A 23050-nucleotide genomic window follows, 5' to 3' on the forward strand; every position below is an offset into this window, starting at 1 on the left:
CCCTTCTACCTCGACGCTAATTTGAGCCGCCGAACCATCGCTGACGGATGGCCGGCAGTTTCTCCTCATACATTTTCAGAAAGTCTTTGGCGCTCTTTACGCGGCTACTCGCCTTTTTCCCCAGAGCCACCGCGTCTGAGTGACGAATGGTCGCGGCCCGCTCGGTGCCGACCCGGCCGAGTCCAAGGTCGACCAGGTATTGCCATGAGTTGTCCTGGTCGTAGAACTCCTCGATGCCCAACTCGGCAAAGTTGGCGTTGATCGAGACTTCCAGTTGCGTGACATAACTCAGCATGTCATCCACCACGTTCAGGATTTTCCCCATCTTCATTGACGACAAACCTTCTTCTGCCTGGTTGGCCTCCTGTGCCGTGCTGCCGAGCGCCATGGTTTCTCCCACGCCCGGCACGTAGGCGCCAACGACCTTGCCGATTGTGTCGCCTGAAAACTGTAGCGCTCCCTCGCGAGTGTTCAGGTCGTAGGTGTCGCGGGAAGGCAGGATCGGCGCGGGCGAGAGCTCTGCGGCGATGGCTTCCCGAGAGAGCGTCGAGGTGCGCGGTACAATCGGCGTGTCGAGTTTCAGTGCGTTGACCAGTTCCTTGTATTGGCCGACGCTGGCGTCGGCAATATTGTTGCCGAAGGTCAAACCAATCAGATCACCAGATAAATTGGGCAGTACTTCGGCCGCGCTTGAGGACGCGTAAAAAGAGGTGAACCAGCCGACTGCGGCGCTGCCAATCTGGAATGCGACGTTTTTGGCCAACGTCTTGCGCCATCGTCCGGGTTGCTGCAGATCGAACATCTGATTTTCCAGTACCGCCATGTTTTGCTCGACGGCTGACAGTGTCTGCATCTGCCAGATGATGGTTCGTTTCAGCTCGGCGGGTGTGCGATTGAACCCGCCGTTATCGAAGTAGCGCAGCGGATTATTCCCCACGAATGCATACCGGTTCAGCCCGTCCACGTCCCCGGCCGGATCGGCGTTGACCCAGCGACCCAACCACGGCGCGTAATACCGGGCGCCGTAGTAATAAAGCCCGGTGACATCCATTTCCTTGCCCGAATAACGGGTGAACTGATAGTCCGCTTCAATCTGCGAGCGCGCGGCCATCCAGGCGGTGCCACCGTAGGCGTAATAGCCTTCCTGGCTGATTATCCGCGCCTGTTGATCGAGCGCTGTCACGTTTGAGCCCAGGTGATCCGTCAGGGAATAACACACCTGATCAGCGTCGATGCCCGGCGGTTTGCCGGCTACCCAGTGCAGGCACGTCACCTCACCGATACCGGTGGCGACCGTGATCCGGTGCAGTTCTTCACCGCTGCTTTTGGTGCGGACTTCCAGACTCCCCACATAATGCACTTCATCGACATGACTGACTTTACGGGTGTGGGTTTCGTGATGTTTGTAGACCCTTTTGCCCTGGCTGTATTGGTACAACTCCCGATCCGATGGACCGCCGGCATGTTCGACGAGGGTCAGCGATCGCAGTTGGTTGCGGCTGTTCCAGTCGAGAGGCTGGCTGGCCTGCAGGTGCCTGGGATTGCCGGCAGGGTCGAACTGAGTGCCAAAGTCAGGGGCCGGGTCCCCCGGTTTCCAGCGCACACCGCGATTGCTGGCAGGGTCGATGAACATCTCGCGGGTGTAGGTGTTGCTGTCGCGAACGTGGGTCAGCTTTTTCAGATTGTTGCTGTCGTCGTATTCGAAAGAGTCGACATAGTTGAGTCGGTCATTAGGATCGGCGGGTATCGGTCGCCCGGGATTGTCTGCGGGTGGGGCGTCGCTGTAGCCGGTGGCCTGGGTCAGCCGGTTTACCGAGTCGTAGACAAATGTGCGTTCACCGTCGACCCGCTGGTTGCGAAAAAACGTTGGTTTGTAGGTGTGATCGATAATGCGGATGACGTTTCCTGCGGCGTCATATTCATACTCGAAATCCTGAACCGCCGGTTCTGAAGCCTTTTGCGCATAGTGTCGAAGCAGGCTTGCGTCGGCCTCCCGGTAGTGCCAGTGGCTGGTCACGCCGTTGCCGAGCCGTTGTTCGGTGATCTGGCCGGCGGCGTTGTAATTCGCGCCGTTCAAAATCTCCTGGAAGTTTTGTCCACTGAGTTGCAACTGCACTTGAATAAGTTGCCCGGCGATGTCGTAGGTCGATTGTTGTACATGTCCGCCGGCGTCGGTGGTTTGCAGCAACGCACCAACGGCGCTGAAGCGTTGGCGGTGGGTGCAGATCTTGCCGTCCTTGAAAGTGCGGGTTTCTTCCAGTGACTGGCCGCCCATGCTGAAGCTGTTGAATTGCACCGTGCCTGATGGGTCGCTCAGCGCCGTCATCTGCCCGCGCAGGTTGCGGGTCTGATCGGCCGACGCATCGAGGTAGTTGAAGGTTTCGAAGTCAGTTACGTCGTTTTCTTTAACGCTTCGCAGGCGTAGCCGCGGGTCGTAGCTCATCTCTCGCTGATTGCCGTTTGCATCCCAGCTCTGCAGGAACTCGCCACCAGGTCCTGGCAGGACAGTGTTTACTCCACTGTCGACGTTGTGAGTTTTGACCGCCAGGCCGTCGAGCGTGTGCACCGTTGTTGTAATGGGCGTGGGCAGACGCGGATCTTGTTGTGCAACCAGGCTGCCAGCAACGTCATATTGCAGTCGGTTGATCAGCGCTCGCACCTCCTTGCCGGCCACCGTGCGCAGGTAGTCGACTTCTCTTACAGCCTCGCCGCGCGGGCCGATTACCGACATCTTCGGTGTGAGATGGTGCACGCCGGCGTTCATGACTTGACCCGTTTTGCAGGTTTTGCCGGCGTGGCTTTTTTTGCCGGCCCGACGGGCGGTGGTTCGTACGTATCGTTGAAGTCGTAACTGAGTTTGAACCACGGATGCAGGATGTCGAATGCCAGATCGCCCAAGGCATTGAGTGTCCGGACCGGACGTCCCAACGCGTCGTAGAACATTTGATCGTGATAGCCGTGCTCACGCATCGCACTGTCATTGATGCAGCGAGGGAAGTTGAGGAAATAAGGGCGGTAGACCCGAATGGTTTCGCCCTTGTGGTTGTATTCGACGCGACTCTGTACCCGCCAGCGCTGAATGGCCGGCAGTTCAATCGGCTTGCCGTCGGCGCCGGTCGCGAGGCCGTCCTCGTCTGTGGCGACAAAGGCATCGCCCGGCGAGACGAACTGTTTGCTTTGCAACTCGCGGCCAAAGCCGTCGACGTAGCTGATCGTTCTTTGAATCTGTTGCAGCGAGTCGGTGTGGTAGCGGTCTGCGACCATTCTGAGGATATGCACGGGTTGCCTCAGGGCTGTACGGATGATCTTCAGCAGGGTCTGTTCGCTGGTCGTACGTTTTTTGTGTTGGTTCAGCCAGCGCAAGGCCGAGGCTCGGATGCGACCATCAGGAAGGATCAGGCCCTTGGCGATCCATTCCTTTCTTTTGAACGGCAATGTTTTGAGCGGGACCAACGGCATCCAGCTGAACAGCTCGGTGCGCACTACACCGGCTGCGTGGGCGAGAACCAGTTGCGGATTGGCAAGGGCGTATTCGACGCTCAGATCAGGCTGCGGCGGGTAGGCGGACAACCGCGCGAACCCGGCCGGCAATCCTTCTTCGGTGCCATGAAAACTGTGCACCAAGGGCTGACCGCCCGCGTCATGAAGAACTTCCTGAATGTTCTCGTTGGGGTCTGTGACGCTCAGTGTCTGCAGGGTGTGCATGTTGTAGGTCACTGACGTCGCACAGCCGTCCGGCAGGGTGATGGCAATGGTCAGCAGATGGTCTGCATCCCAGGTGATTTGCGTCACGCCATGGCTGGCAGTCTGCTGTACCTCGGTGACATGGTAAAAACCGCGGGCATCGGCGTAGGTGAAAAAGCCGCTTCGGGCCGACCACAGGTTTTGCAGCAGGTCCTGTGCCGGATCTGTCGGGAAAAACAGCTTCATGGGGGTGTAGCCGATTGTCTCCAGCTCGTCCCGAATGACAATCGGAACATCGTCGTAGGCCTCCAGCGCTTTCTTGTCGAACACAGCCTGTTCTGTCGGTCCTTGACGCGGCGGGTAGAGAATCTTGCCGGCAGCCTCCAGGTAAGTGTGTTGCGAGAGCGAGGTCAGTTCCCGCGCAGCTGTCCATTCGGCACTGTCTTTATGCCGATCGACATTTTCGAAACTGATATCCGCGGCGCGCAGCCCGCCCGGCAGTGCGCCCTTGGGCAGCTTCATTGCGTTGCCGCGCTGACGCCAGGGCAAGCCGAGCAGCCAGTGGCCGTCAGTGTTCAGGTGAATGAATTCGGCAAGGGTTTCTGTCAGATAAAAGGACTGCTGTTGTTCATCGTGGCTGTCCTCCCATGCTCGCAGTTGGTCCTCTCGATCAAAGGGCGGTTTGTCCGTCACGGTGCGGCGGCGAGCGCAGGCCACCGTGAAGCCGTGAGTCAAATGGCCGAACGCGTCCCATGCCAGATTGACGGCATGCTGACAGTTCGGGTCGTCCATGAAGCGTTCGTATTGATGACTGCGGGTTTCCAGTTCGAGCACCAGCAGGCTGGACGGGTTGTCTTTGACCACCCGTACCCGATAGCGAAATTCACTCAGGGAAAACAGGCGCGCCGGTGCGTGCTCGTCCGCCTGACACACCTCGCTGCGCAGCGGACGACCGGCCAGGGCGTAGGCAATTTCGCGAGGGTCGTCGGTCTTGCGTCGCGTGCGAACACGTTCCTTTTGGCCTTTGGCATCGAATTCTGAAATGAGAGTGCGCCCCAGCGGCGTGATCTCGTTGTCGAGTTCGCAGATACCTTTCAAGACAAGATCGATGCTGCTGCCGGTATGAAACCAGTGCGTCACCCGCATCGGCGCCGTGTGTCCGCTTTCGGCCTTGCCCGGTTCCAGTTCACTGTCGGTCTGGCAGACCTTGCCGAAGCCGCGAAACTCGCGTTCGTAACCGTCGTAGTAGCCCTCGAAATATTCGTGGAACTGCATCAGGTAATTGCCGGTGATTTCATCGTCCTGGCGCAACCAGTGAAGCACCATCTGGGGAAAGGGCAGAAGGCAGACCGGACGCCGGCGCGCCATCAGTTCCAGACGTTTTTCATCCAGCCAGAATTGCGCACTGCTGCGATGTTGCAGCATGGCGCTGTAGCCCATGTTGTTGCAACCGGTAAGCAGGTACGGCCGTTGACTGACGAAGTGATACACCCAGTGCTGCGGTGTCATGTGTGGCACGGTCAGCAGCAGGCTGGCGCAGCCAATGCCTTGCAGGTCGGCGAAGGTCACCTGGCAGAGGTTGTCGTAGCGAATGCCGGTGGGCCATGGTACCCGCACGGGTGTCGAGGCCAGGCCATTGCCACCCTGGTTGAACCTGATTTCGAAGTAATCCGAAGACAGGTAAATGAAGGCCGGTGCACCGGAACCGTCCAGATCGGCGATGCGCACTCGGTCGGCATCGAATTCGCCATAGCCGAACGGCAGGTCGCTCAGTTTGAAGCCCTCTCCAAACCGACCATGTCCGAGGCTGGCCCAGCAGCGGATTTCATCGTGACGGATCCGGCACAGCTCCATGCCGCTGGCGCCCATTCCACTGAATGACACCAGTTCGCTGCGGGCATTGCTGAACAGCGGCAATCTGTCCGGGGTATGGGGCACCTCCTGGCCGGGAGCGAATCCTTTTGCTTTCAGGTTGGCATACACCCGTACGCTGTTCGGGCCGATCAGCGCGAGGTCGTCCAGACCGGCGCCGTTCACGTCGCCCATCTGGGCCAACTGGTGGAAAAATTCCACGGGGAACTGGCTGAACGGTTTGAACAACGACCAGGTGCGATCCGGGTTGAGCGTGTAATACCCGCTGCCGCCGGGCTGGGCAACGATCCAGTCGAGGCGGCCATCGCCAGTGAGGTCGGTGAGAATCTGCACCACCGGTTTGCTGGTATCGGCGTTTGGTATCAACGGCAGCAGGGTCCAGGGGCCGTAGACGATTTCGTCGGTGCCGGGCGTGCCGCGCAAGGGTTCGCGGTAATACCAGGCACCGTCGTACTGGCAGAGAAAACCGGGCAGGCCTTCGCCGTAAAGATCGACGCAATGGTAGGGCTGGCCGTCGTTGAGGCCGGGCATGTGATCAAGTTGCAGAAAGGGTTTGGGGGTGGTGTCGAGTATCAGCGCCTCATAAAAATAGTCGAGGGGCGGCATGTGTCTGACGCGACCTGTAGCGTCGTAACTCATGTAGTGCGCTGCTTTCAGGTGGTTGTATCGATGTGATGTGGATTCGTGTTCCAACAGCAGGCGATGGACCAGTGCCGGAGCGGGGCCGATGTTGTTGTACAGCAGAAACTGTCGGCACAGGCGCCGAGTGCCGACTTCAAAGCCAGGGCGATGCATACGAAACGGGTCGGAACGCACCGACCAGGCATCCTCGTTGGCGGCATACGGTGGTACATCGTCATACCCGGCAACGCGTTCGCCGTAGTCAACAATCAGTCGGAACAGCCAGTCGAGTAACTCCGGTTGCGCGTGATCAAGACAGTACAGATCGGCACTGGCGGTCTTGTTGCAATAACAGACCTGTCGCAGATAGCGCTGGGCGCTGTAGTCAAAACGGGCGTCAGTGACTTTGTCGTCGGCCTTGTACTGGTAAAGGATGTTTTCGCCCACGGGATTCCTGACTTCCACCAGCAACCACACAGCGACATGCGCCGGGTCCGCCGGGTCATGGATGCAGGCATCCAGGGTGTTGCCATAGCAATACTGAGTGCCATCGGCGCCAAAGACCACCCAGAACGGATGACCGCCATCGGCGGGAGTCCAGAGTTCGTAGCGGGTGAAGGTCGTTTCCAGACGCGGAATGTAGAGCACCACGGAATAGGTTTTGGCACTCCTGCCTTTACCTCGCGTGCGCTTTTTGGCCTTGATCTTGCCTCGGGTCGTCAGTTCGGGCCGCAGTTCGACGCCGTCGGCCAGCATGGTGTCCGTTGGCAGGTAATGCGGCACGCCGGAGCTGGTCTTGCGCGAGATGGCTGCATTCGGCATATCCCAGCCGATCCCGCACTTGCCGTTGCCCGCATTGCCGTCATAAACCAGTTGCAGGTCAGGATTGAGCGAGCGCGCAGCGATGATCGGCAGCGTCAGAGAGTAAGACCGTTGCCCGGTCGTACCGATCTCTCCCCAACTGCGCCCATGGGTGGCAATGGACGCGGTTTTGGCAATGGAGGGCGGGGTGACGAGCGCATCTGCATCAGGAACCATGGCGACGTAACCAGTGAATGCCGAGATTGCACGCTAACAAAGCATTTTTCTTTCGACACCTGTCAGATCTGACAGGTGCTGGTGCCGGCACTTTATGGCAGGCGAAAAAAAGGCCGGGCGATCATTGCTGACCGCCCGGCCTTTTTGCTGGCAGATGAAGCGCTTACTGCACTTCAACCGCCAGGCTTTCGCTGATCTTCTGTTGCCAGATCGCAGGACCGGTGATGTGCACCGACTCACCTTTGCTGTCCACCGCAACGGTGACCGGCATGTCCTTGACCTCGAACTCGTAGATCGCTTCCATGCCCAGCTCCGCGAACGCCAGGACCTTGGACTTCTTGATCGCCTGCGCCACCAGGTAAGCGGCACCGCCGACGGCCATCAGGTACACAGCCTTGTTGTCCTTGATCGCGTCGATGGCGGTCGGGCCGCGCTCGGACTTGCCGATCATGCCCAACAGGCCAGTCTGCTCGAGGATCTGACGGGTGAACTTGTCCATCCGCGTGGCGGTGGTCGGGCCGGCCGGGCCAACCACTTCGTCACCGACCGGATCAACCGGGCCGACGTAGTAGATGAAGCGACCCTTGAGGTCTACCGGCAGTGTTTCGCCCTTGTTCAGCATCTCGACCATGCGCTTGTGCGCGGCGTCGCGACCGGTGAGCATCTTGCCGTTGAGCAGGACGGTTTCGCCCGGCTTCCAGCTCTGCACGTCTTCCGGGGTCAGGGTGTCGAGGTTGACGCGACGGGCCGACGGGCCGGCTTCCCAGACGATTTCCGGGTAGGCGTCCAGCGGTGGCGCTTCCAGCGAAGCAGGGCCGGAGCCGTCGAGCACGAAGTGCGCGTGACGGGTAGCGGCGCAGTTCGGGATCATGCACACCGGCAAGGAAGCGGCGTGGGTCGGGTAATCCATGATCTTCACGTCGAGCACGGTGGTCAGGCCACCGAGGCCCTGGGCGCCGATACCCAGCTGGTTGACCTTCTCGAACAGCTCCAGACGCATTTCTTCGATGCGGTTCTGCGGGCCACGGGCCTTGAGCTCGTGAATGTCGATGGATTCCATCAACACTTCCTTGGCCATGACGGCGGCTTTCTCGGCGGTGCCGCCGATGCCGATGCCCAGCATGCCCGGCGGGCACCAGCCGGCGCCCATGGTCGGAACGGTCTTGAGTACCCAGTCGACGATCGAGTCGGACGGGTTGAGCATGGCCATTTTCGACTTGTTCTCGGAACCGCCGCCCTTGGCCGCCACGTCCACTTCCACGGTGTTGCCCGGGACGATGGAGTAGTGGATGACCGCCGGGGTGTTGTCCTTGGTGTTTTTACGCGCACCGGCCGGGTCGGCCAGGATGGAAGCACGCAGGACGTTTTCCGGCAGGTTGTAGGCGCGGCGCACGCCTTCGTTGATCATGTCGTCCAGGCTCATGGTCGCGCCATCCCAACGCACGTCCATGCCCACACGCACGAACACGGTCACGATGCCGGTGTCCTGGCAGATCGGCCGGTGGCCGGTGGCGCACATGCGCGAGTTGATCAGGATCTGCGCCATCGAGTCACGGGCCGCTGGCGATTCTTCGCGCAGGTAGGCTTCGTGCATCGCCTGGATGAAGTCCACGGGGTGGTAATAGGAAATGAATTGCAGGGCGTCGGCAACGCTCTGAATCAGGTCGTCTTGCTTGATCACGGTCATGAGTCGCGCTCCTCTAAAAGACGGGAACATTCAATAAGGTGCCTGCGGCTTGGGTGCATCGGTCGGTCGCAGACACCTTTCAAGGCACGCCGGGGCTGCTGGCGCGACGCTAAAAAGGCGCGGCAGTATACCGCGCCTCCCCGGTGGTGACACGCGCCGGTAGTCATTCGTTGGTCGCATGGTTGGGGGAAGATTTGGCATCGGTTTTCACTTTCATATCGCTGCCCTCACCCCAACCCTCTCCCGGAGGGAGAGGGAGCTGATTTGTGTAGAGCTTGAAATAGATGTCTGACGCGATATTTCAGGATGCCGACATTCGACAAAATATCACGGTCAGTCCCCTCTCCCTCCGGGAGAGGGTTAGGGTGAGGGCGCTCTTGGCGGTACGCGAAGGTCATGCCTTTGACGCCAAATACCCGGCCCGAAAATCAATGGTCATTTATCGACTGGGCCACTAAAGTGGCAGCCGGTCTGTAGAGTAGGACACTCGGTCAGCCTCTTATCGCACGGTGAGTCAACGATTGACCCATAACGCCATTCAACGTCTTTTGCTTAAACGCTTTGCCCTCGCTGCAGCCACCTATGGATTGGCCTTGCTGCTGCTGTGGCTGGCGTATTTCACCGGACACTACGAAGACTCGCTGGCAGGCGTCGCTGTCGGCAGCGCCCTGGTGGTCATCAGCCAGGCGACTCTGTTCGCGGTGTTTTTCTCAGGCGCCAACCTGCGGTTTTCCGACCCGAGCCTGACCGAAGCGCAAGTGCTGCTCGGCCTCGGCTGGCAGACGTGGCTGATCGCGCATCTGCAAGAGGCCCGGGGCGAGTTTCTGGTCTTCTATGTGCTGATCCTGCTGTTCGGCCTGTTCCATCTGTCGCGCCGGGCCTTCGTGCGCTGCGCGATGCTGGTGTTCTTCAGTTTCTGCGCGATCACGCTGTGGGACGGTTATCACATGCGTCTGCACGATCCGGCGCTGTCCGCGTTGCAGGCCTGCATCCTGTTGATTGTGCTGGCGTGGCTGGTGATTTACGCGCGCTTCGTCCAGACCTCGCGACAACGCATGCGCCAGCGCCGGTTTGCCTTGCAGGCGCATCAGGACACGTTGCGCGGGATGATGCGCCAGCTCGAAGACCTGGTGGCTACCGACGAATTGACCGGGCTGTTCAACCGTCGGCATTTCCTGCGCCTGGCCACCCGCGAGTTGAATGCGATGGAGGCCGACGTGGTGCACGGTCTGGCGCTGATCGACCTCGACCACTTCAAGCGCATCAACGATATTCACGGCCACGCCGCCGGCGATCAGGTCTTGCAAGCCTTCGCGGGAGTGGCCGGTGCCTGCCTGCGCGACGGCGACGTGCTGGCGCGTTATGGTGGTGAAGAATTCGTGGTGCTGCTGCCCGATTGCAACGCCGAGCGGCTGACCGCCTGTTGCGAACGCCTGCGCATCGCCTTCACCGACGTTGAACTGGTGGGCCTGAATGTGAAAAACCTGAGCTTGTCCGCCGGCATGACCCTGCTGGAACTGGGCGATGATCTGGACGACGCCTTGCAGCGCGCCGATCAGGCGCTGTACCGGGCCAAGCGCGACGGGCGCAACCGTTGCGCGGCGGCGTGGGAGAACGTCGATGCCTGAACTGCGGGTCGGTGAACGACAGTGGTCGGTGGCGGCGGGCAGCAACCTGCTCGATGCCCTCAATCAGAACGGTGTGGCGGTGCCTTACAGCTGCCGCGCCGGCAGTTGCCATGCGTGTCTGGTGCAATGCGTCCGGGGTTTGCCTGCCGACAGTCGCCCCGATGCCCTGAGCGCCGAACAGCGTGATCAGGGCTGGCGGCTGGCCTGCCAGTGTCAGGTCATCGAAGACTTGCAGGTGCACACCTTCGACCCTGTCACCGATGGGCGCCCGGCCACGGTCGAAGCGCTGGACTGGCTCGGCGACAGCGTGTTGCGATTGCGCCTGACACCCCAGCGGCCGTTGCGCTACAGCGCCGGACAGCATCTGGTGCTGTGGGCCGGCCACATTGCGCGGCCGTATTCGCTGGCGAGCCTGCCGGAAGAGGACCGCTTTCTCGAATTTCACCTCGATTGCCGCCAGCCCGGCGAATTCAGCGATGCTGCCCGGCGCTTGCAGATCGGCGACCCGATCCGCCTCGGCGAACTGCGCGGCGGCGCGCTGCATTACGACCCGGACTGGCACGACCGGCCGCTGTGGCTGCTCGCCGCCGGCACCGGGCTCGGCCCGTTGTTCGGCGTGTTGCGCGAAGCCTTGCGTCACGATCATCGGGGCGCCATTCGCGTTATTCATCTGGCCCATGATGCGGACGGGCATTACCTGGCCAAACCCCTTGAGGCACTGGCCGCGCAGCGGGAAAACCTCAGCGTCGAACGGTGGACGGCGGCCGAGTTGCCGGGCGCTTTGGCGCAACTGCGCCTTGTTTCCCGGCAAACCCTGGCCTTAGTCTGCGGCTCGACGGCCAGCGTCGACGCCTTTGCCAAGCGCCTGTTTCTGGCCGGACTGCCGCGCAATCAACTGCTGGCCGATGTCTTCCTGAGCCGTGGTTGAGCGCTGAATTCTCAGACGCGAGACCTGCCATGCCCGACGCCATCCTGCTGCACCGTGAACGCGGTTTGCTGACCCTGCGCTTCAACCGCCCGGACAAGAAAAACGCCCTGACCCGCGCCATGTACAGCCAGTTGGCCGACGCCCTGAAACAGGCCGACCGCGACCCGGAAATCAACGCCGTGCTGATCACCGGCAGCGCCGAGTGCTTCACCGCCGGCAACGACATCGCCGACTTCATCCAGCAACCGCCGAGCGACCTCGACAGCCCGGTGTTTCATTTCATGCTTGAACTGCTCGAATGCCGCAAACCGGTGATCGCCGCCGTGGCCGGGGCGGCGGTGGGGATTGGTACGACGCTGCTGTTGCATTGCGATCTGGTGTACGTGGCGCGGAATGCCCGGTTGCGCATGCCGTTCGTCAACCTCGGGTTGTGCCCGGAATTCGGCTCCAGCCTGATCCTGCCGCGATTGCTCGGGCAGGCCAAAGCCTCGGAATTGTTGCTGCTCGGTGAGGGCTTTACCGGTGAGCAAGCGGCGCAATGGGGGATCGCGACCGAGGCATTGGGCAGCGGCGAAGCCGCGTTGGCCAAGGCGCGGGAGATGGCGCTGCGGTTTGACGAGCTGCCGGCCGAGGCGGTGCGGATCAGCAAGCAGTTGATGCGCGCACCGGATCGCGAGTTGATTCGCAAAGTGATCGAGGAGGAGGGCGCACTGTTCACCCAGCGACTGCGCTCGCCGGAGGCGTTGGCGGCGTTGACCGGGTTCATCAAGCGGCATTAACGAAAAAGCCCCGCCATTCACATGGCGGGGCTTTTCGTTTTCAGCAACCGGTCACTCAGACCTGCGGGTCGCCCACGTGCAGGATCTTCATGCCGTTGGTGCCGCCGGTGGTGTGGTAGCTGTCGCCCTTGGTCAGGATGACCCAGTCGCCTTTCTCCACCACGCCGCGCTTGACCAGCTCGTCGATGGCTTTCTGGCTGACTTCGTTCGGGGCCAGCGAGGCCGGGTCGAACGGAACGGTGTACACGCCACGGAACAACGCAGCGCGGGCCTGGGCTTCGCGGTGCGGGGTGAAGCAGTAGATCGGCACCGACGAACGGATACGCGACATGATCAGCGGGGTGTAGCCGCTTTCGGTCAGCGCGATGATCGCCTTGACGCCCGGGAAGTGGTTGGCGGTGTACATGGTCGCCAGCGCAATACTCTCGTCGCAGCGCTCGAATTCCTTGCCGATGCGGTGGCTGGAGGTCTTGCTGGTCGGGTGCTTTTCAGCGCCGACACAGATGCGCGCCATGGCCTGCACGGCTTCCAGCGGGTAAGCCCCGGCAGCGGATTCGGCCGACAGCATCACGGCGTCGGTGTAGTCGAGCACGGCGTTGGCCACGTCGGACACTTCGGCGCGGGTCGGCATCGGGTTCTGGATCATCGACTCCATCATCTGGGTCGCCACGATCACCGCCTTGTTGTGGCGGCGTGCGTGCAGAATGATTTTCTTCTGGATGCCCACCAGTTCAGCGTCGCCGATTTCCACACCCAGGTCACCACGGGCAACCATTACCGCGTCGGACGCCTTGATCAGGCCGTCGAGGGTTTCGTCGTCGGCCACGGCTTCGGCGCGTTCGATCTTCGCCACCAGCCAGGCAGTGCCGCCGGCTTCGTCGCGCAGTTGACGGGCGTAGTTCATGTCGGCAGCGTCACGCGGGAAGGACACGGCGAGGTAGTCGACTTCCATTTCAGCGGCGAGCTTGATGTCGGCCTTGTCTTTTTCAGTCAGGGCCGGCGCGGTCAGGCCGCCGCCGCGACGGTTGATGCCTTTGTGGTCGGACAGCGGGCCGCCGATGGTCACGACACAGTTCAGTTCGGTCGCGGTGGCGGTTTCAACGCGCATCACCACGCGGCCGTCGTCGAGCAGCAGCTCGTCGCCCACGCCGCAGTCCTTGACCAGATCCGGGTAGTCGATGCCGACCACCTGCTGGTTGCCTTCGGTCAGCGGATGGCTGGTGGAGAAAGTGAACTTGTCACCGATCTTCAGCTCGATGCGCTTGTTGGCGAATTTGGCGATACGGATTTTCGGGCCTTGCAGGTCACCCAGCAGGGCGACGAAGCGGCCGTGCTTGGCAGCCAGGTCACGCACCAGCTTCGCGCGAGCCTTGTGCTCGTCGGGGGTGCCGTGGGAGAAGTTCAGACGGGCGACGTCCAGGCCAGCCAGAATCAGCTGTTCGAGAACTTCCGGCGAGTTACTGGCCGGGCCAAGGGTAGCGACGATTTTGGTACGACGGACGGACATGCAAAGACTCCTCAGGTTCAAGCGCTCGCAGAGGCTACTACGCTCTTTGGGTGTAGTCATTGTTCGTTTGCACTACTTATTGTTTTCTTTATTGAACGCGACAATCGGAGCAAAGGGCTCTGAAGATTTCTCGCCAGAGGTCGATAATGATCACAAGACAGGAGAATACCCCATGCGATTCGTGCCCATTGCCGCCCTTGCCCTCAGCGTCCTCGCCGTCACGGGCTGCACCCGTTGGTCGATGAACCATCATTTGAACAACGCCTACAGCGCCTACGACCGTGGCAACTGCGAGCAGGTGATGCTCGAACTGTCCAAGGTCGAACGCGCCAGCCGTGCCCGCCCTTACGTGTGGCCGGAGGTATCGATGATGCGCGGCCAGTGCCTGGAGCGGCAGAAAATGTTCGTCGATGCGGCGCAGACCTATCAGTTCATCATCGCCTCGTACCCCAATAGCGAATACGCCTACCGCGCCCGCGCGCGTCTGGAAACCCTGCAGAGTCTGGGTCACTACCCGACTCGCAGCGCTGCCGCGGTGGTACGTCCAACCCGGTTCTGATGGCGGTTGTCCTACAAAATATGGCCGGCTGTACAAGGTGAGCTATAGTCCAATGACACCGGTTTAGAGCCTGGACTCCACATCGGCGCGACACCTGCGACTGGCATGAGCATTACGTGGCGAGCGCCACACCGGAAGCGGGGAGAGCGGACCTGTCGGGCAGGTTCGTTCCGAAGCACAGTGCGGTCCGTTTACCGGGCCCTGCATGGTGATAAGTTCATGTTTACTGACCGTCGAATCGAACGGCACCAGTTGCCGTATTTTCTGCGAGTGTTCAACAGCGTCACCGACAAACCCATCGGCTTTCTGGGCAACGTCTCCGAAGACGGGCTGATGCTCATCAGCCAGTTGCCGATGATGATCGGTGCCGAATTCAAATTGCGTCTGAAGATTCCTGTAGGCGCTGACTGTCAGCAGGTGATTGATCTCAGCGCCTGCTGCCTGTGGTGCCATGAAGACGCGACGCCCCGGCATTACGACGCCGGTTTCAGCTTGTACCGGACACCACCGGAGTATGGGCAACTGGTCGAGGCGTTGAAGCAGTACTTCAGTTTTCAGCCGTTGCCGGCTTCGGCCTGAAAACAAAAAAGGGCCACAACCTGCCGAAGGTTGTGGCCCTTTTTTCTTACTCGGTTATCGCAATCGCCCGTTCGTTATCCAGCGTCCTCTCTGCCAGCAACAATCCCATCTCGCTCAACTGATAGATCGCCATCGCCAGATGCCGCGGCTTGTCGTCCAGGCTGTCGGCCAGGTCCAGCAGCAGGATGCTCACCGAAGAAAAGGTTTCGTAGGTCTGGATGGCGATCGCCTCGGGGTTGATGTCCGGGTCGACCTTGAACATCTGCATGCCGCGATCCACGGAGTTGCGCGGTTTTTCGGCCTTGGGGTTCAGGTAGAAGTCGAGGGCCTTGTGGGCTGCGTCGTGAAGTTTTTTCGAATCGATTGAAGCGTAGGGGGAGACCGGATCGGGTTGATCGGTCGGGTCCTTTGGATCGGTGTCTGATGGGGGATTTGGTGTAGCTTTGAACATACCTAACTTCCTAATAAGTTGGGCTGTTACCGCTTCGCGACTAAACGAGGGGGTGGCAGCTGTAAGCAGGTTAGTCGACCGGGGAAGTAGGCTTTTTCCGGCGTGCCCGGGGGCACCCTGCTCACAGCCACCATCGAGTGCAGGGATAGGGAATACCCGACTGGACGATGCGTTTGCAAACCTATCTTACCTCGGGCGACTAAACCCGGCCGCTGATTGGCAGCGACGGGTATCAAGTTACGGGGCAACGCCAAGGTGCACAAGCCAGCGGATTCGCGCTTACACGTAGGCAAAAGCGTCACGTGTTGTAGCCTCAATTCCACCGTTTTTTTGTTCTCCACAAAAAGTGAGAGAACAACAGTTCTGCATCTCTTTTGAGGGTTTTTACACGCGGGGCAGGGCTAGCGTATTCGTAGGCAAAGGGGGGCTTTTTTGAGAGCCGAGCTGTAAGAACCCCCCCGGTTAATGATTGGTTTTAGAGAACGTGAACCGTAGAAGAAATACATCGAAAGATCTTGGACATCGGTGAGAGTCCGAAAGCTTTAGCTGGGACGGTTTCCTTTCAGCTTTGCCAAACCTTGCTTGATGAAGCCAGCGTTTTCTCCAATAGTAAAAAGTGCTTCCCGGACGTTGTTTCCGGTATCCACCATTCCCTGTGCTTCGACCAGGAGTACAAATTCCATCAGAGCGGCTTCCAAGCCGAGTTGATTCTGATACATCCTTTCCAACACGTCTGATAGAGAATATTGATCGGCCATTCTTAGTCTCCTTTTTGCAAAAAACTAAGCATAGCAGTGGCATTTGCGAGTGTTAGTTGGCTAGCGATTTCTACTCAAATGGTGAGCTGCATCAGCTGTGATGCTCCGCGGGTGAACTGAGCCAGCTTATTGTTTAGAACTTTTTGATTTTCGTAATTTTAATCTGGCCCTCCTGTGTGAATTTCACAGTGTGTTAGCAGAGTGCTCCAGATTTTTTCCAGTTCAGATACCGCGAAATTACGTCTGTGCTCAATTCACTTGGGGGGACATCTATCACTTGTACTCCTTGGGCACTCAATTTTTCATGGAGCACCGATCGGGCGTTCAGGTAATCCACTGTTGCGCAGTATTCAAGCGCTTGCTCAATCGTTTGCACCTGAGCATACCGTCTATCTTCAAGCTTGCTTTCACGCAGGCTGGCCACGAGTACTCGATGCCGGTGGCTTAGTTGTCTGACGGCGTTCAGCAATTCCTCATCATCCTTATCCCGCACATTCGTCACCAGCACCACCAGCGCCCGACGCTTTTGTCTGGCCAGTAACTGATTCACCGCAGCCGGATAGTCCGCCGAACGCCGCGTGCTATCCAGATCGTAAACACCATTGAGCAACACCTTGAGCTGCCCCGCACCTTTGACCGGTGCAATAAACCGCGGCTGATCACTGGCGAAGGTGGACAAGCCCACCGCATCCCCCTGCCGCAACGCCACATGACTCAACAGTAAACACGCATTCAACGCATGATCGAAATGCGACAGCTCCCCATCCTGACTTCGCATCTGCCGCCCGCAATCGAGCATGAAAACAATCTGTTGATCCCGCTCGTCTTCGTACTCCCGGGCAATCGGTGTGCGATGGCGGGCGGTGGCTTTCCAGTCGATCTGGCGCAGGCTGTCGCCTTCGCGAAATTCCCTTAGCTGATGAAATTCCATTCCCTGGCCACGGCGCTGGCGCTGGCGTACGCCGAGCTGGCTGAGCCAGTTGTCGACCGCCAGCAGCTGGCCGTCGTAGAGGCGGGCGAAGTCGGGGTAGACGCGGGTGTGATCAGTGATGTTCAGCAGGCGTTTGCCGGACCACAGGCCGAAAGGGCTCGGCAGGTTGAGTTCGCAGGTGTCGAAGCTGAAGTGGCCGCGCTTGAGTGGGCGCAGGCGATAGCCGATCAGGCTGCGCTGGCCAGGTTGCAGCTCGGTCGAGAGCGGCAGGTTTTCGTAGCTAAGGCCGTCGGGTACATGGTCGAAGAGTTGAAGGGGCAGTGGCTGGGCGAAATCGTGTTCGACCTCCAGCCGGATTTCGCTCCAGCGACCGAGGGCCAGGCTGCCGGGCATATGCCGATGTACGCGGGGCGAGGGCAGGCGCTTGAGGCGCAGCGCGTCCAGCAGGCTCAGCGCAAACAGCGCCAGCAACAATCCCCAGTTGATCGACAACAGGCTCGATGGCACCTCGACGTCCAGCGCCTGCAACGCGCCCAGCACAATGCCGATGACCAGCAGGATCGCCAGCCAGATCAACAGCAGGCGCGAGGGTTTCACAGGCGCGGCGCCGGTACTTGGTCGAGCAGTTGCTGAAGGACTTGATCGATTTGCAGCCCTTCGATGTCCAGCTCCGGTGCAAGGCGTACCCGGTGACGCAGCACCGCCAGTGCGCAGCCCTTGATGTCGTCCGGGATCACGAATTCGCCGCCGCGCAACAGGGACCGGGCGCGGGCGCAGCGCACCAGTGCGATGGAGGCGCGTGGCCCGGCGCCCAGGCTCAGCCCCGGCCAGGTACGGGTGCTGCGGGCCAGGCGCACGGCGTAATCGAGCACCTGATCGTCCAGTGGCAGATCGCTGGCGATGCGCTGCAGGGCTTGCACGTCCTTGGCTTGCAACACGGTGCGCAGCGGTTGCACGTCGAGCATGTCGGCGCGGGTCGAGCGGCTGACCTGGCGCACCATGTCCAGCTCCTGGTCGGCTTCGGGGTAATCCATGCGTACTTTGAGCATGAAACGGTCGAGCTCGGCTTCGGGCAGCGGGTAAGTGCCTTCCTGTTCGATCGGGTTCTGCGTGGCGAGCACCATGAACGGCTGGGCAATCGGCAGGGGGCGGCCTTCGAGAGTGACCTGACGTTCCTGCATCGCTTCGAGCAGAGCGGCCTGGGTCTTGGCCGGGGCGCGGTTGATCTCGTCGGCCAGCAGCAGGTTGGTGAACAGCGGGCCTTTGCGCAGTTTGAACTGCTCGGTCTGCAGGTCGTAGACAGCGTGGCCGGTGACGTCGCTGGGCATCAGGTCCGGGGTGAACTGGATGCGCGCGAACTCGCCCCCGAAGCATTTTGCCAGGGCGCGTACCAACAAGGTTTTGCCGAGGCCGGGAACGCCTTCGAGCAGCACGTGACCGCCGGCGATCAGCGCGGTCAGCACGTCGTCGATCACCGGGTTCTGGCCGATCAGCACCTTTTGCAGTTCACCGCGTACCGCTTGTGCCAACTGGCTGGCACGGTGACGTTGCTGGGCGGCGTGGCTGGGCGAGCCGGGTTCGATGTGTTCGGTCATAGCGAGTTCCTCAAGGCTTGCAGGTGGGCGACCTGACGGCAGAATTCGGCGCTGGACAGGCGCCGCTTCGGTGCCGGGCTCAGGGCCTGGCTGATGGCACGGGTCGGTTGGCGGGTCAGGCGCGACAAGGCCAGCCATTGTTCGGCGACGTTCAATTGGTCGAAACCGGGATGACGGTGACGGGCGCGGCGCAGGACGTCCTGCTGCAGGGCTTGCAGCAAGGTCTGTTGGCCGTTGTGGCGCAGGATGAAATCGGCGCTGGCGCGCAGGTGTTCCATCAACTGACGACGACCGCTCGGGACAGGGGCCTGCACCGGCCCGTGACGCACGCCGACATGCCACAACCACAGTCCGATCAAGGCGAGCAGGGCGACGATGGCTTGTGGGAAGTAGCGCCAGAGCAGAGTCAGCAGACCGTCGTGTTCGGTGTTGTACAGCAGGGTTACGGAGGTGTCGGCGCTCAGGTACCAAAGCAGCCAGGCATTGTCGTGCTGAGCGATGGCCGGGGTTTTCCACAGTTCGGCGTCGGTTACCACGGTGACCGAGCCGACGCCGTAGGGCAGTTGCATCATGTGGGTGGCTCTGGCGCTGTTGGCCCAGGCCTGGGCGAGGTTTTTCGGGTCGTCGAGGTGGAACGCGGTGTCGAACCCGGCGTAGGCCGGCGCGTCTTCGTCTTCCAGATAGAGCTTGGTCAGGTTGGGGTAGGGATCTTCGTCGGCATCCGGCGGCGGGTCTTTGAGATCCTTGCTCAGGGACTGATGCAGTTGCACACGGTCGAGCAGCAGGTCGTTGCTCTGGCCGGTCTTTTCATCCCACAGCGACTCGGCAACGAATACCAGCCGCCCGCCGGCCCGGGCCCAGTTCAAGACTTGATCGACCTGACGCGGCGTCATTTTCGAACGATCGTTGAACAACAGCAGGGTGTGTTGGCGCGGATCGATCTCGAGCAGCACGGACAGGCTTTCGGCATGGCCGACGGTTATCCCGTGACCGCGCAGAAACATCTCCGCCGCCAGATAAGGATTGGCTTGCGCGGCGGGCGAGGGGCCGTGATCGACCACGGTCTGGTAAGGCGTGGCCTTGAGGTACAGATAAACGCCCAGCGCACTCAGCAGAGCGACGATCAGCGCGCCGGCCAGCCAGATCGTGCGCCGGTTCAACGGGCGGCTCCATGGCCGAACAGTGACCGCCAGCCATCGCACAGTTCCTGTTGCAGATGCGCCGCCGGCACGCGGTGTCCGTAGGCCATGTTCTGCCAGTGGCCGGTGAGATGACGGCTGTAGGCGAGCAGGTCCGGACGCTGCAAGTGTTCGATCCGTGCCAGTACTTCGCTTTCGGTGTCAGCGGGTTTCAGCGTCAGGTTGAAATCGTGCAGCAGGTGACTGAGCAGCGCCCGATACAGCAGACCGAGCGCCGCGCGGGGCTGGGTCTGCCAGAGCTGTTCGGCACTGGCGGCGATGTCGTCGGGCAGTGTTTCCCGGCTCAGGTCGAGGCCGAAGGCTTGCTGTGGCAAGGGGCGTTTTATCCGCTTGGACAATGGCGGGCGACGACTGACGAACGTCTGCAGAAACTCGCGATAGCGCCAGATCAACCAGCCGAGTGCTGCGATCACCACGGCCCACAGCAACACTTCAATCGCCTTGGCCAACCCGTTGAGGTGTTGACCGTTGAGCCAGCCGAGCAGGGTTTTCAGCCATTGCGGCGCCTTGCCGTCCTTGGCTTTTTCGGCGGTGGCGGGATCTTCGCCAAAGCGATAGCGGGTGACGGTTTCCTTGTTCTTGAACGGCGGTTGTTCGAGCAAGGCGTTGATGCTGTCGCGAGACGCCTGGCTGGTCAGTGGCTGATTCAAAAGCCGGGGCGCATCCGGAGCGGTGGCGGGGGCGGCTGCCCATGCCGAGGGAACTCCCGGCAGCAACAGGCAAACCACCAGCAGCACACCGAGCGCGCTGCTGTTCAGGCGCTGGCGCAGGCGGCGGAACACCAGTTCGATGTCCCACGCTTCGAGGATGGTGCGCCGGTTGAGGTAGAGGCTGAAACCGCAGGCGACGTAGATCGGTTCCCAGATCACCAGTACCAGAGCGTAGAGGGCATTGGTCAAGTGCTCGAGCCAGCGCCATTGGTGATCGGCGGCGAAGATCAGGCTTTGCCAGTCCCAGTCGGTTTCGACCTGTTGTGGCAGGAGTAAATAGAACAGCACCATCAGGCCAATCCACAGTGCCGTTTCCAGATGGACGCCGATGATCGTCAGCCACTGGGCCGCGCCGGCGTTGCGTTGCAGAAGCACCGGCACACGCTGCTGTCGTGCGAGGCCGCCCAGGCCCTCGAGTTGCACCACCGGCATCAGGAAGCTGCGACTCAAGCTCAGGCGTCGCCAGGTCAGGCTGGCCAGCAGTTGCGGTTTGAGCAAGTGCGGCCATTGGCGTAACGCCTGTTGCAAAGTGGGTGTTTCGCCGAACAGGGCTTTGGAGAGGATGTACAGCGGCAAACGCTCATAGGCCGGTTTCAGCCACCAGAAGATGAACACCGCGAGCGACGGAGAATCCCAGAACAACAGGCTCAGGACCGCAAACAATGTCAGGGTGACGATGGCCCAGCTGGTCATCAGCAAGCGCCGATGCTGCTGGCTCATGCGCACGCCCAGGTCCATGGCTTCCCAGGTGCTGCGTGGGCGGATCACCACCGTCGCGTCACTCAGGCGCATGGCGGCTCCTTCCGGCGAACAGCAGATAAATCGCCACGCAGAGCCAGAGTCCCGCGCCGACCAGGTATTTGGTCTGCGACGTGACCCCGGTGCGTGATGACCAGTACGCCTCGATGAACGCGGCGATCAGCAGGAACAGCATCACCCCGCAGATCAGCAAGACACTCTGGCGCGCCGCGTGTCTCAAGGCCTCACCGCGAGTCAGGCGTCCCGGTGCAATCAGTGTCCAACCCAGTTTCAACCCCGCTGCGCCGGCCAGGACAATTGCGCTGAGTTCAAATGCGCCGTGACCGATCACGAAAGGCCAGAAGGTCTGACCGAAGCCGATTTCACTCAGGTGCCCGGCCACTGCACCGATGGTCAGGCCGTTGTAGAACAGGAAAAACGCACTGCCCAGACCCAGCAGCAAACCGCTGGCGAAGGTCTGAAAGGCGATGCCGATGTTGTGCATGATGTAGTAGCCGAACATCACCCAGTTTTCACTGGCGGCGCGCTCGGCCGAGCGCCCGAGGTGGCCGGCGACCGGATCGTACATGCTCTGCATCTCGCGGACCTGCTCGGCGGGGATCATGTTGTAGATCAATTCGGGATTCAGATACACCAGTACCCCGAAACTGGCCAGGCTGCCGAAGAACAGCAGCCCGGCCACGAGCACGAAAGGCCATTGCGCCCGTACCAGCCGCGGGAATCCGGCGAGGATGAAACTCAGCAGGCTGGCACCGAGCTGTCGGCGATGACGGTAAAGCTGTTGATGACCGCGTAGCACGAGCTGTTGCAAGGAGTCGACGAGAAAGCTGCTGTAGCCACGCTCCTGCGCCAGAGCCAGATGTTGGCAGAGTCGGCGATAGGCCTTGGGAAATTCGGCCACCTGCGAAGTGTCCTTGCCTCGTTCCAATCGTTCGAGAGCGAGTGTAAAGCGCTCCCATTCGGCCTTGTGGCGGCTTTCGAAAAGGCTTTGTTTCATGTCGGCCCCATCAGGCCACGGGCGATGCCGTTGAGCTCGCCGACGGCTTTGGGGGCGCTGATGCGCAGCGGCTGGGCCAGCAATGCGGCGAGCTCGTTGACCCGCGCGGTCGACAGTTCCCCCTGGCGTTCGGCGAAGGCGAGCAGGGCGCGTTGTTCAGTCAGGGTCAGCGGGATCGGCGAGCGGCGTGGTTCGGCATCGGGTAACTGCGGGTGCCTGAGCGGGCGTTCGCTGTAGATCACCAGCGTGCCGGCAGCGATGTCGCCGAGGCGTTTGAAGGTCGGGTGTTGCAGGCAACTGATCGCGCCGAGGAAGTAGCCGAATGGCATCAGGTCGACAAAACGCAGCAGGTTGCGCAACAGGGAGGCCGACCAGCCGACCGGCGTGCCGTCGTCGTGCACCACCCGCAGGCCCATCCATTGTTTACCCGGCGAGCGGCCCTGACGCAGTACTTCGAACAGCACCATGTACCACCAGCTCACCACAAACAGCAGCAATGAGCCGAGGCCGATGCCGAGTTTGCCGAGCAGCGCCAGCAACATCAGCAGCAGGCCCAGGATCAGCCCGCGCAACCCCAGATCAATGGTAAACGCCACGGCACGCACCATCAGACCGGCGGGACGCAGCGGCAGGTCGATGCCTTCCGGCGTTTCAACCTGGTGCCGCGTTTCCAGTGGCGGGGCCAGCGGTGCTTTCCTTGGCGGTGCTGTGGTCTCGAGCATGGGCTACCTGATGTTGCCGGATCGGGATGCGAGTGAATCCGATGCT

At 60.8% G+C, this 23050-nt stretch carries 17 protein-coding genes; 5 read left to right on the forward strand and 12 right to left on the reverse strand.

Going from position 1 to position 23050, the window contains the following annotated elements:
* Positions 1-16: 16 nt before the first annotated feature.
* The 3 genes from J5M72_RS18745 to J5M72_RS18755 all read right to left on the reverse strand — a co-directional run bounded on the left by J5M72_RS18745 (position 17) and on the right by J5M72_RS18755 (position 8902).
* Positions 17-2752, reverse strand: a complete 2736-nt coding sequence (locus J5M72_RS18745) for an RHS repeat-associated core domain-containing protein (protein ID WP_347709522.1) — start codon at positions 2750-2752, stop codon at positions 17-19.
* Positions 2753-2760: 8 nt separating this feature from the next.
* Complete coding sequence (locus J5M72_RS18750) at positions 2761-7215, reverse strand: SpvB/TcaC N-terminal domain-containing protein (protein ID WP_207866754.1); 4455 nt, start codon at positions 7213-7215, stop codon at positions 2761-2763.
* Positions 7216-7378: 163 nt separating this feature from the next.
* On the reverse strand, positions 7379-8902 hold the full coding sequence (locus J5M72_RS18755; protein WP_007960181.1) for a fumarate hydratase: 1524 nt from the start codon (positions 8900-8902) through the stop codon (positions 7379-7381).
* A 521-nt stretch (positions 8903-9423) separates the two neighbouring features.
* Between J5M72_RS18755 and J5M72_RS18760 the strand changes: the two genes are divergently transcribed.
* From J5M72_RS18760 to J5M72_RS18770, 3 genes are read left to right on the forward strand one after another with little or no spacing between them, the layout of a single operon-like run.
* A complete protein-coding gene (locus J5M72_RS18760; RefSeq protein WP_169431659.1) occupies positions 9424-10530 on the forward strand; it encodes a GGDEF domain-containing protein in 1107 nt (368 codons plus the stop codon).
* A complete protein-coding gene (locus J5M72_RS18765; RefSeq protein WP_207866755.1) occupies positions 10523-11458 on the forward strand; it encodes an iron-sulfur-binding ferredoxin reductase in 936 nt (311 codons plus the stop codon). Before J5M72_RS18760 ends, J5M72_RS18765 begins: the two co-directional genes overlap by 8 nt.
* Positions 11459-11487: 29 nt before the next feature.
* Complete coding sequence (locus J5M72_RS18770) at positions 11488-12237, forward strand: enoyl-CoA hydratase-related protein (protein ID WP_207866756.1); 750 nt, start codon at positions 11488-11490, stop codon at positions 12235-12237.
* Positions 12238-12292: 55 nt separating this feature from the next.
* Here the strand turns inward: J5M72_RS18770 and pyk are convergent, their stop codons facing one another.
* A complete protein-coding gene (pyk, locus tag J5M72_RS18775; RefSeq protein WP_169431656.1) occupies positions 12293-13744 on the reverse strand; it encodes a pyruvate kinase in 1452 nt (483 codons plus the stop codon).
* Positions 13745-13916: 172 nt separating this feature from the next.
* Here pyk and J5M72_RS18780 point away from each other — a divergent pair, with 172 nt between their 5' ends.
* Complete coding sequence (locus J5M72_RS18780; RefSeq protein ID WP_007951249.1) at positions 13917-14303, forward strand: hypothetical protein; 387 nt, start codon at positions 13917-13919, stop codon at positions 14301-14303.
* 219 nt (positions 14304-14522) lie between these two features.
* Positions 14523-14882 carry a PilZ domain-containing protein gene (locus tag J5M72_RS18785; RefSeq protein ID WP_169431655.1) on the forward strand — a complete coding sequence of 120 codons (360 nt, stop codon included), beginning with the start codon at positions 14523-14525 and terminating at the stop codon, positions 14880-14882.
* A gap of 46 nt (positions 14883-14928) precedes the next feature.
* On the opposite strand, the gene J5M72_RS18790 is transcribed toward J5M72_RS18785, so the two are convergent.
* The 8 genes from J5M72_RS18790 to J5M72_RS18825 all read right to left on the reverse strand — a co-directional run bounded on the left by J5M72_RS18790 (position 14929) and on the right by J5M72_RS18825 (position 23004).
* Entirely contained in the window at positions 14929-15333 is a 405-nt protein-coding gene (locus J5M72_RS18790) for a DUF6124 family protein (protein WP_207866757.1), read from the reverse strand.
* 542 nt (positions 15334-15875) lie between these two features.
* Positions 15876-16091: a hypothetical protein gene (locus J5M72_RS18795; RefSeq protein ID WP_169431653.1), complete on the reverse strand. Its 216-nt coding sequence runs from the start codon at positions 16089-16091 to the stop codon at positions 15876-15878.
* 193 nt (positions 16092-16284) lie between these two features.
* Positions 16285-17619 (reverse strand): DUF58 domain-containing protein, encoded by a 1335-nt coding sequence (locus tag J5M72_RS18800; protein WP_169431652.1) that lies wholly within the window; start codon positions 17617-17619, stop codon positions 16285-16287.
* Positions 17616-18617, reverse strand: coding sequence for a MoxR family ATPase (locus tag J5M72_RS18805; protein WP_207866758.1), 1002 nt, complete (start codon positions 18615-18617; stop codon positions 17616-17618). Before J5M72_RS18805 ends, J5M72_RS18800 begins: the two co-directional genes overlap by 4 nt.
* Entirely contained in the window at positions 18614-19777 is a 1164-nt protein-coding gene (locus tag J5M72_RS18810; protein WP_207866759.1) for a DUF4350 domain-containing protein, read from the reverse strand. The genes J5M72_RS18805 and J5M72_RS18810 overlap by 4 nt, the downstream gene beginning before the upstream one ends.
* Positions 19774-21318 (reverse strand): DUF4129 domain-containing protein, encoded by a 1545-nt coding sequence (locus J5M72_RS18815; RefSeq protein ID WP_207866760.1) that lies wholly within the window; start codon positions 21316-21318, stop codon positions 19774-19776. Before J5M72_RS18815 ends, J5M72_RS18810 begins: the two co-directional genes overlap by 4 nt.
* The gene (locus J5M72_RS18820; RefSeq protein ID WP_169431648.1) at positions 21305-22282 is read right to left on the reverse strand and encodes a stage II sporulation protein M; all 978 of its coding nucleotides are present in this window, start codon (positions 22280-22282) and stop codon (positions 21305-21307) included. Before J5M72_RS18820 ends, J5M72_RS18815 begins: the two co-directional genes overlap by 14 nt.
* A complete protein-coding gene (locus tag J5M72_RS18825; protein ID WP_207866761.1) occupies positions 22279-23004 on the reverse strand; it encodes an RDD family protein in 726 nt (241 codons plus the stop codon). Before J5M72_RS18825 ends, J5M72_RS18820 begins: the two co-directional genes overlap by 4 nt.
* Positions 23005-23050 lie beyond the last annotated feature (46 nt).

Source organism: Pseudomonas sp. 58(2021) (assembly GCF_017491585.1).
GTDB classification, from domain to species: Bacteria; Pseudomonadota; Gammaproteobacteria; order Pseudomonadales; family Pseudomonadaceae; genus Aquipseudomonas; species Aquipseudomonas fluorescens_BT.

Coding starts and splice junctions, on each gene's coding strand:
- J5M72_RS18750 (WP_207866754.1), bottom strand. CDS start 7,215: ATGGTTCCTGATGCAGATGCGCTCGTCACCCCGCCCTCCATTGCCAAA.
- J5M72_RS18755 (WP_007960181.1), bottom strand. CDS start 8,902: ATGACCGTGATCAAGCAAGACGACCTGATTCAGAGCGTTGCCGACGCC.
- J5M72_RS18765 (WP_207866755.1), top strand. CDS start 10,523: ATGCCTGAACTGCGGGTCGGTGAACGACAGTGGTCGGTGGCGGCGGGC.
- J5M72_RS18770 (WP_207866756.1), top strand. CDS start 11,488: ATGCCCGACGCCATCCTGCTGCACCGTGAACGCGGTTTGCTGACCCTG.
- pyk (WP_169431656.1), bottom strand. CDS start 13,744: ATGTCCGTCCGTCGTACCAAAATCGTCGCTACCCTTGGCCCGGCCAGT.
- J5M72_RS18780 (WP_007951249.1), top strand. CDS start 13,917: ATGCGATTCGTGCCCATTGCCGCCCTTGCCCTCAGCGTCCTCGCCGTC.
- J5M72_RS18785 (WP_169431655.1), top strand. CDS start 14,523: ATGTTTACTGACCGTCGAATCGAACGGCACCAGTTGCCGTATTTTCTG.
- J5M72_RS18790 (WP_207866757.1), bottom strand. CDS start 15,333: ATGTTCAAAGCTACACCAAATCCCCCATCAGACACCGATCCAAAGGAC.
- J5M72_RS18795 (WP_169431653.1), bottom strand. CDS start 16,091: ATGGCCGATCAATATTCTCTATCAGACGTGTTGGAAAGGATGTATCAG.
- J5M72_RS18805 (WP_207866758.1), bottom strand. CDS start 18,617: ATGACCGAACACATCGAACCCGGCTCGCCCAGCCACGCCGCCCAGCAA.
- J5M72_RS18815 (WP_207866760.1), bottom strand. CDS start 21,318: ATGCGCCTGAGTGACGCGACGGTGGTGATCCGCCCACGCAGCACCTGG.
- J5M72_RS18820 (WP_169431648.1), bottom strand. CDS start 22,282: ATGAAACAAAGCCTTTTCGAAAGCCGCCACAAGGCCGAATGGGAGCGC.
- J5M72_RS18825 (WP_207866761.1), bottom strand. CDS start 23,004: ATGCTCGAGACCACAGCACCGCCAAGGAAAGCACCGCTGGCCCCGCCA.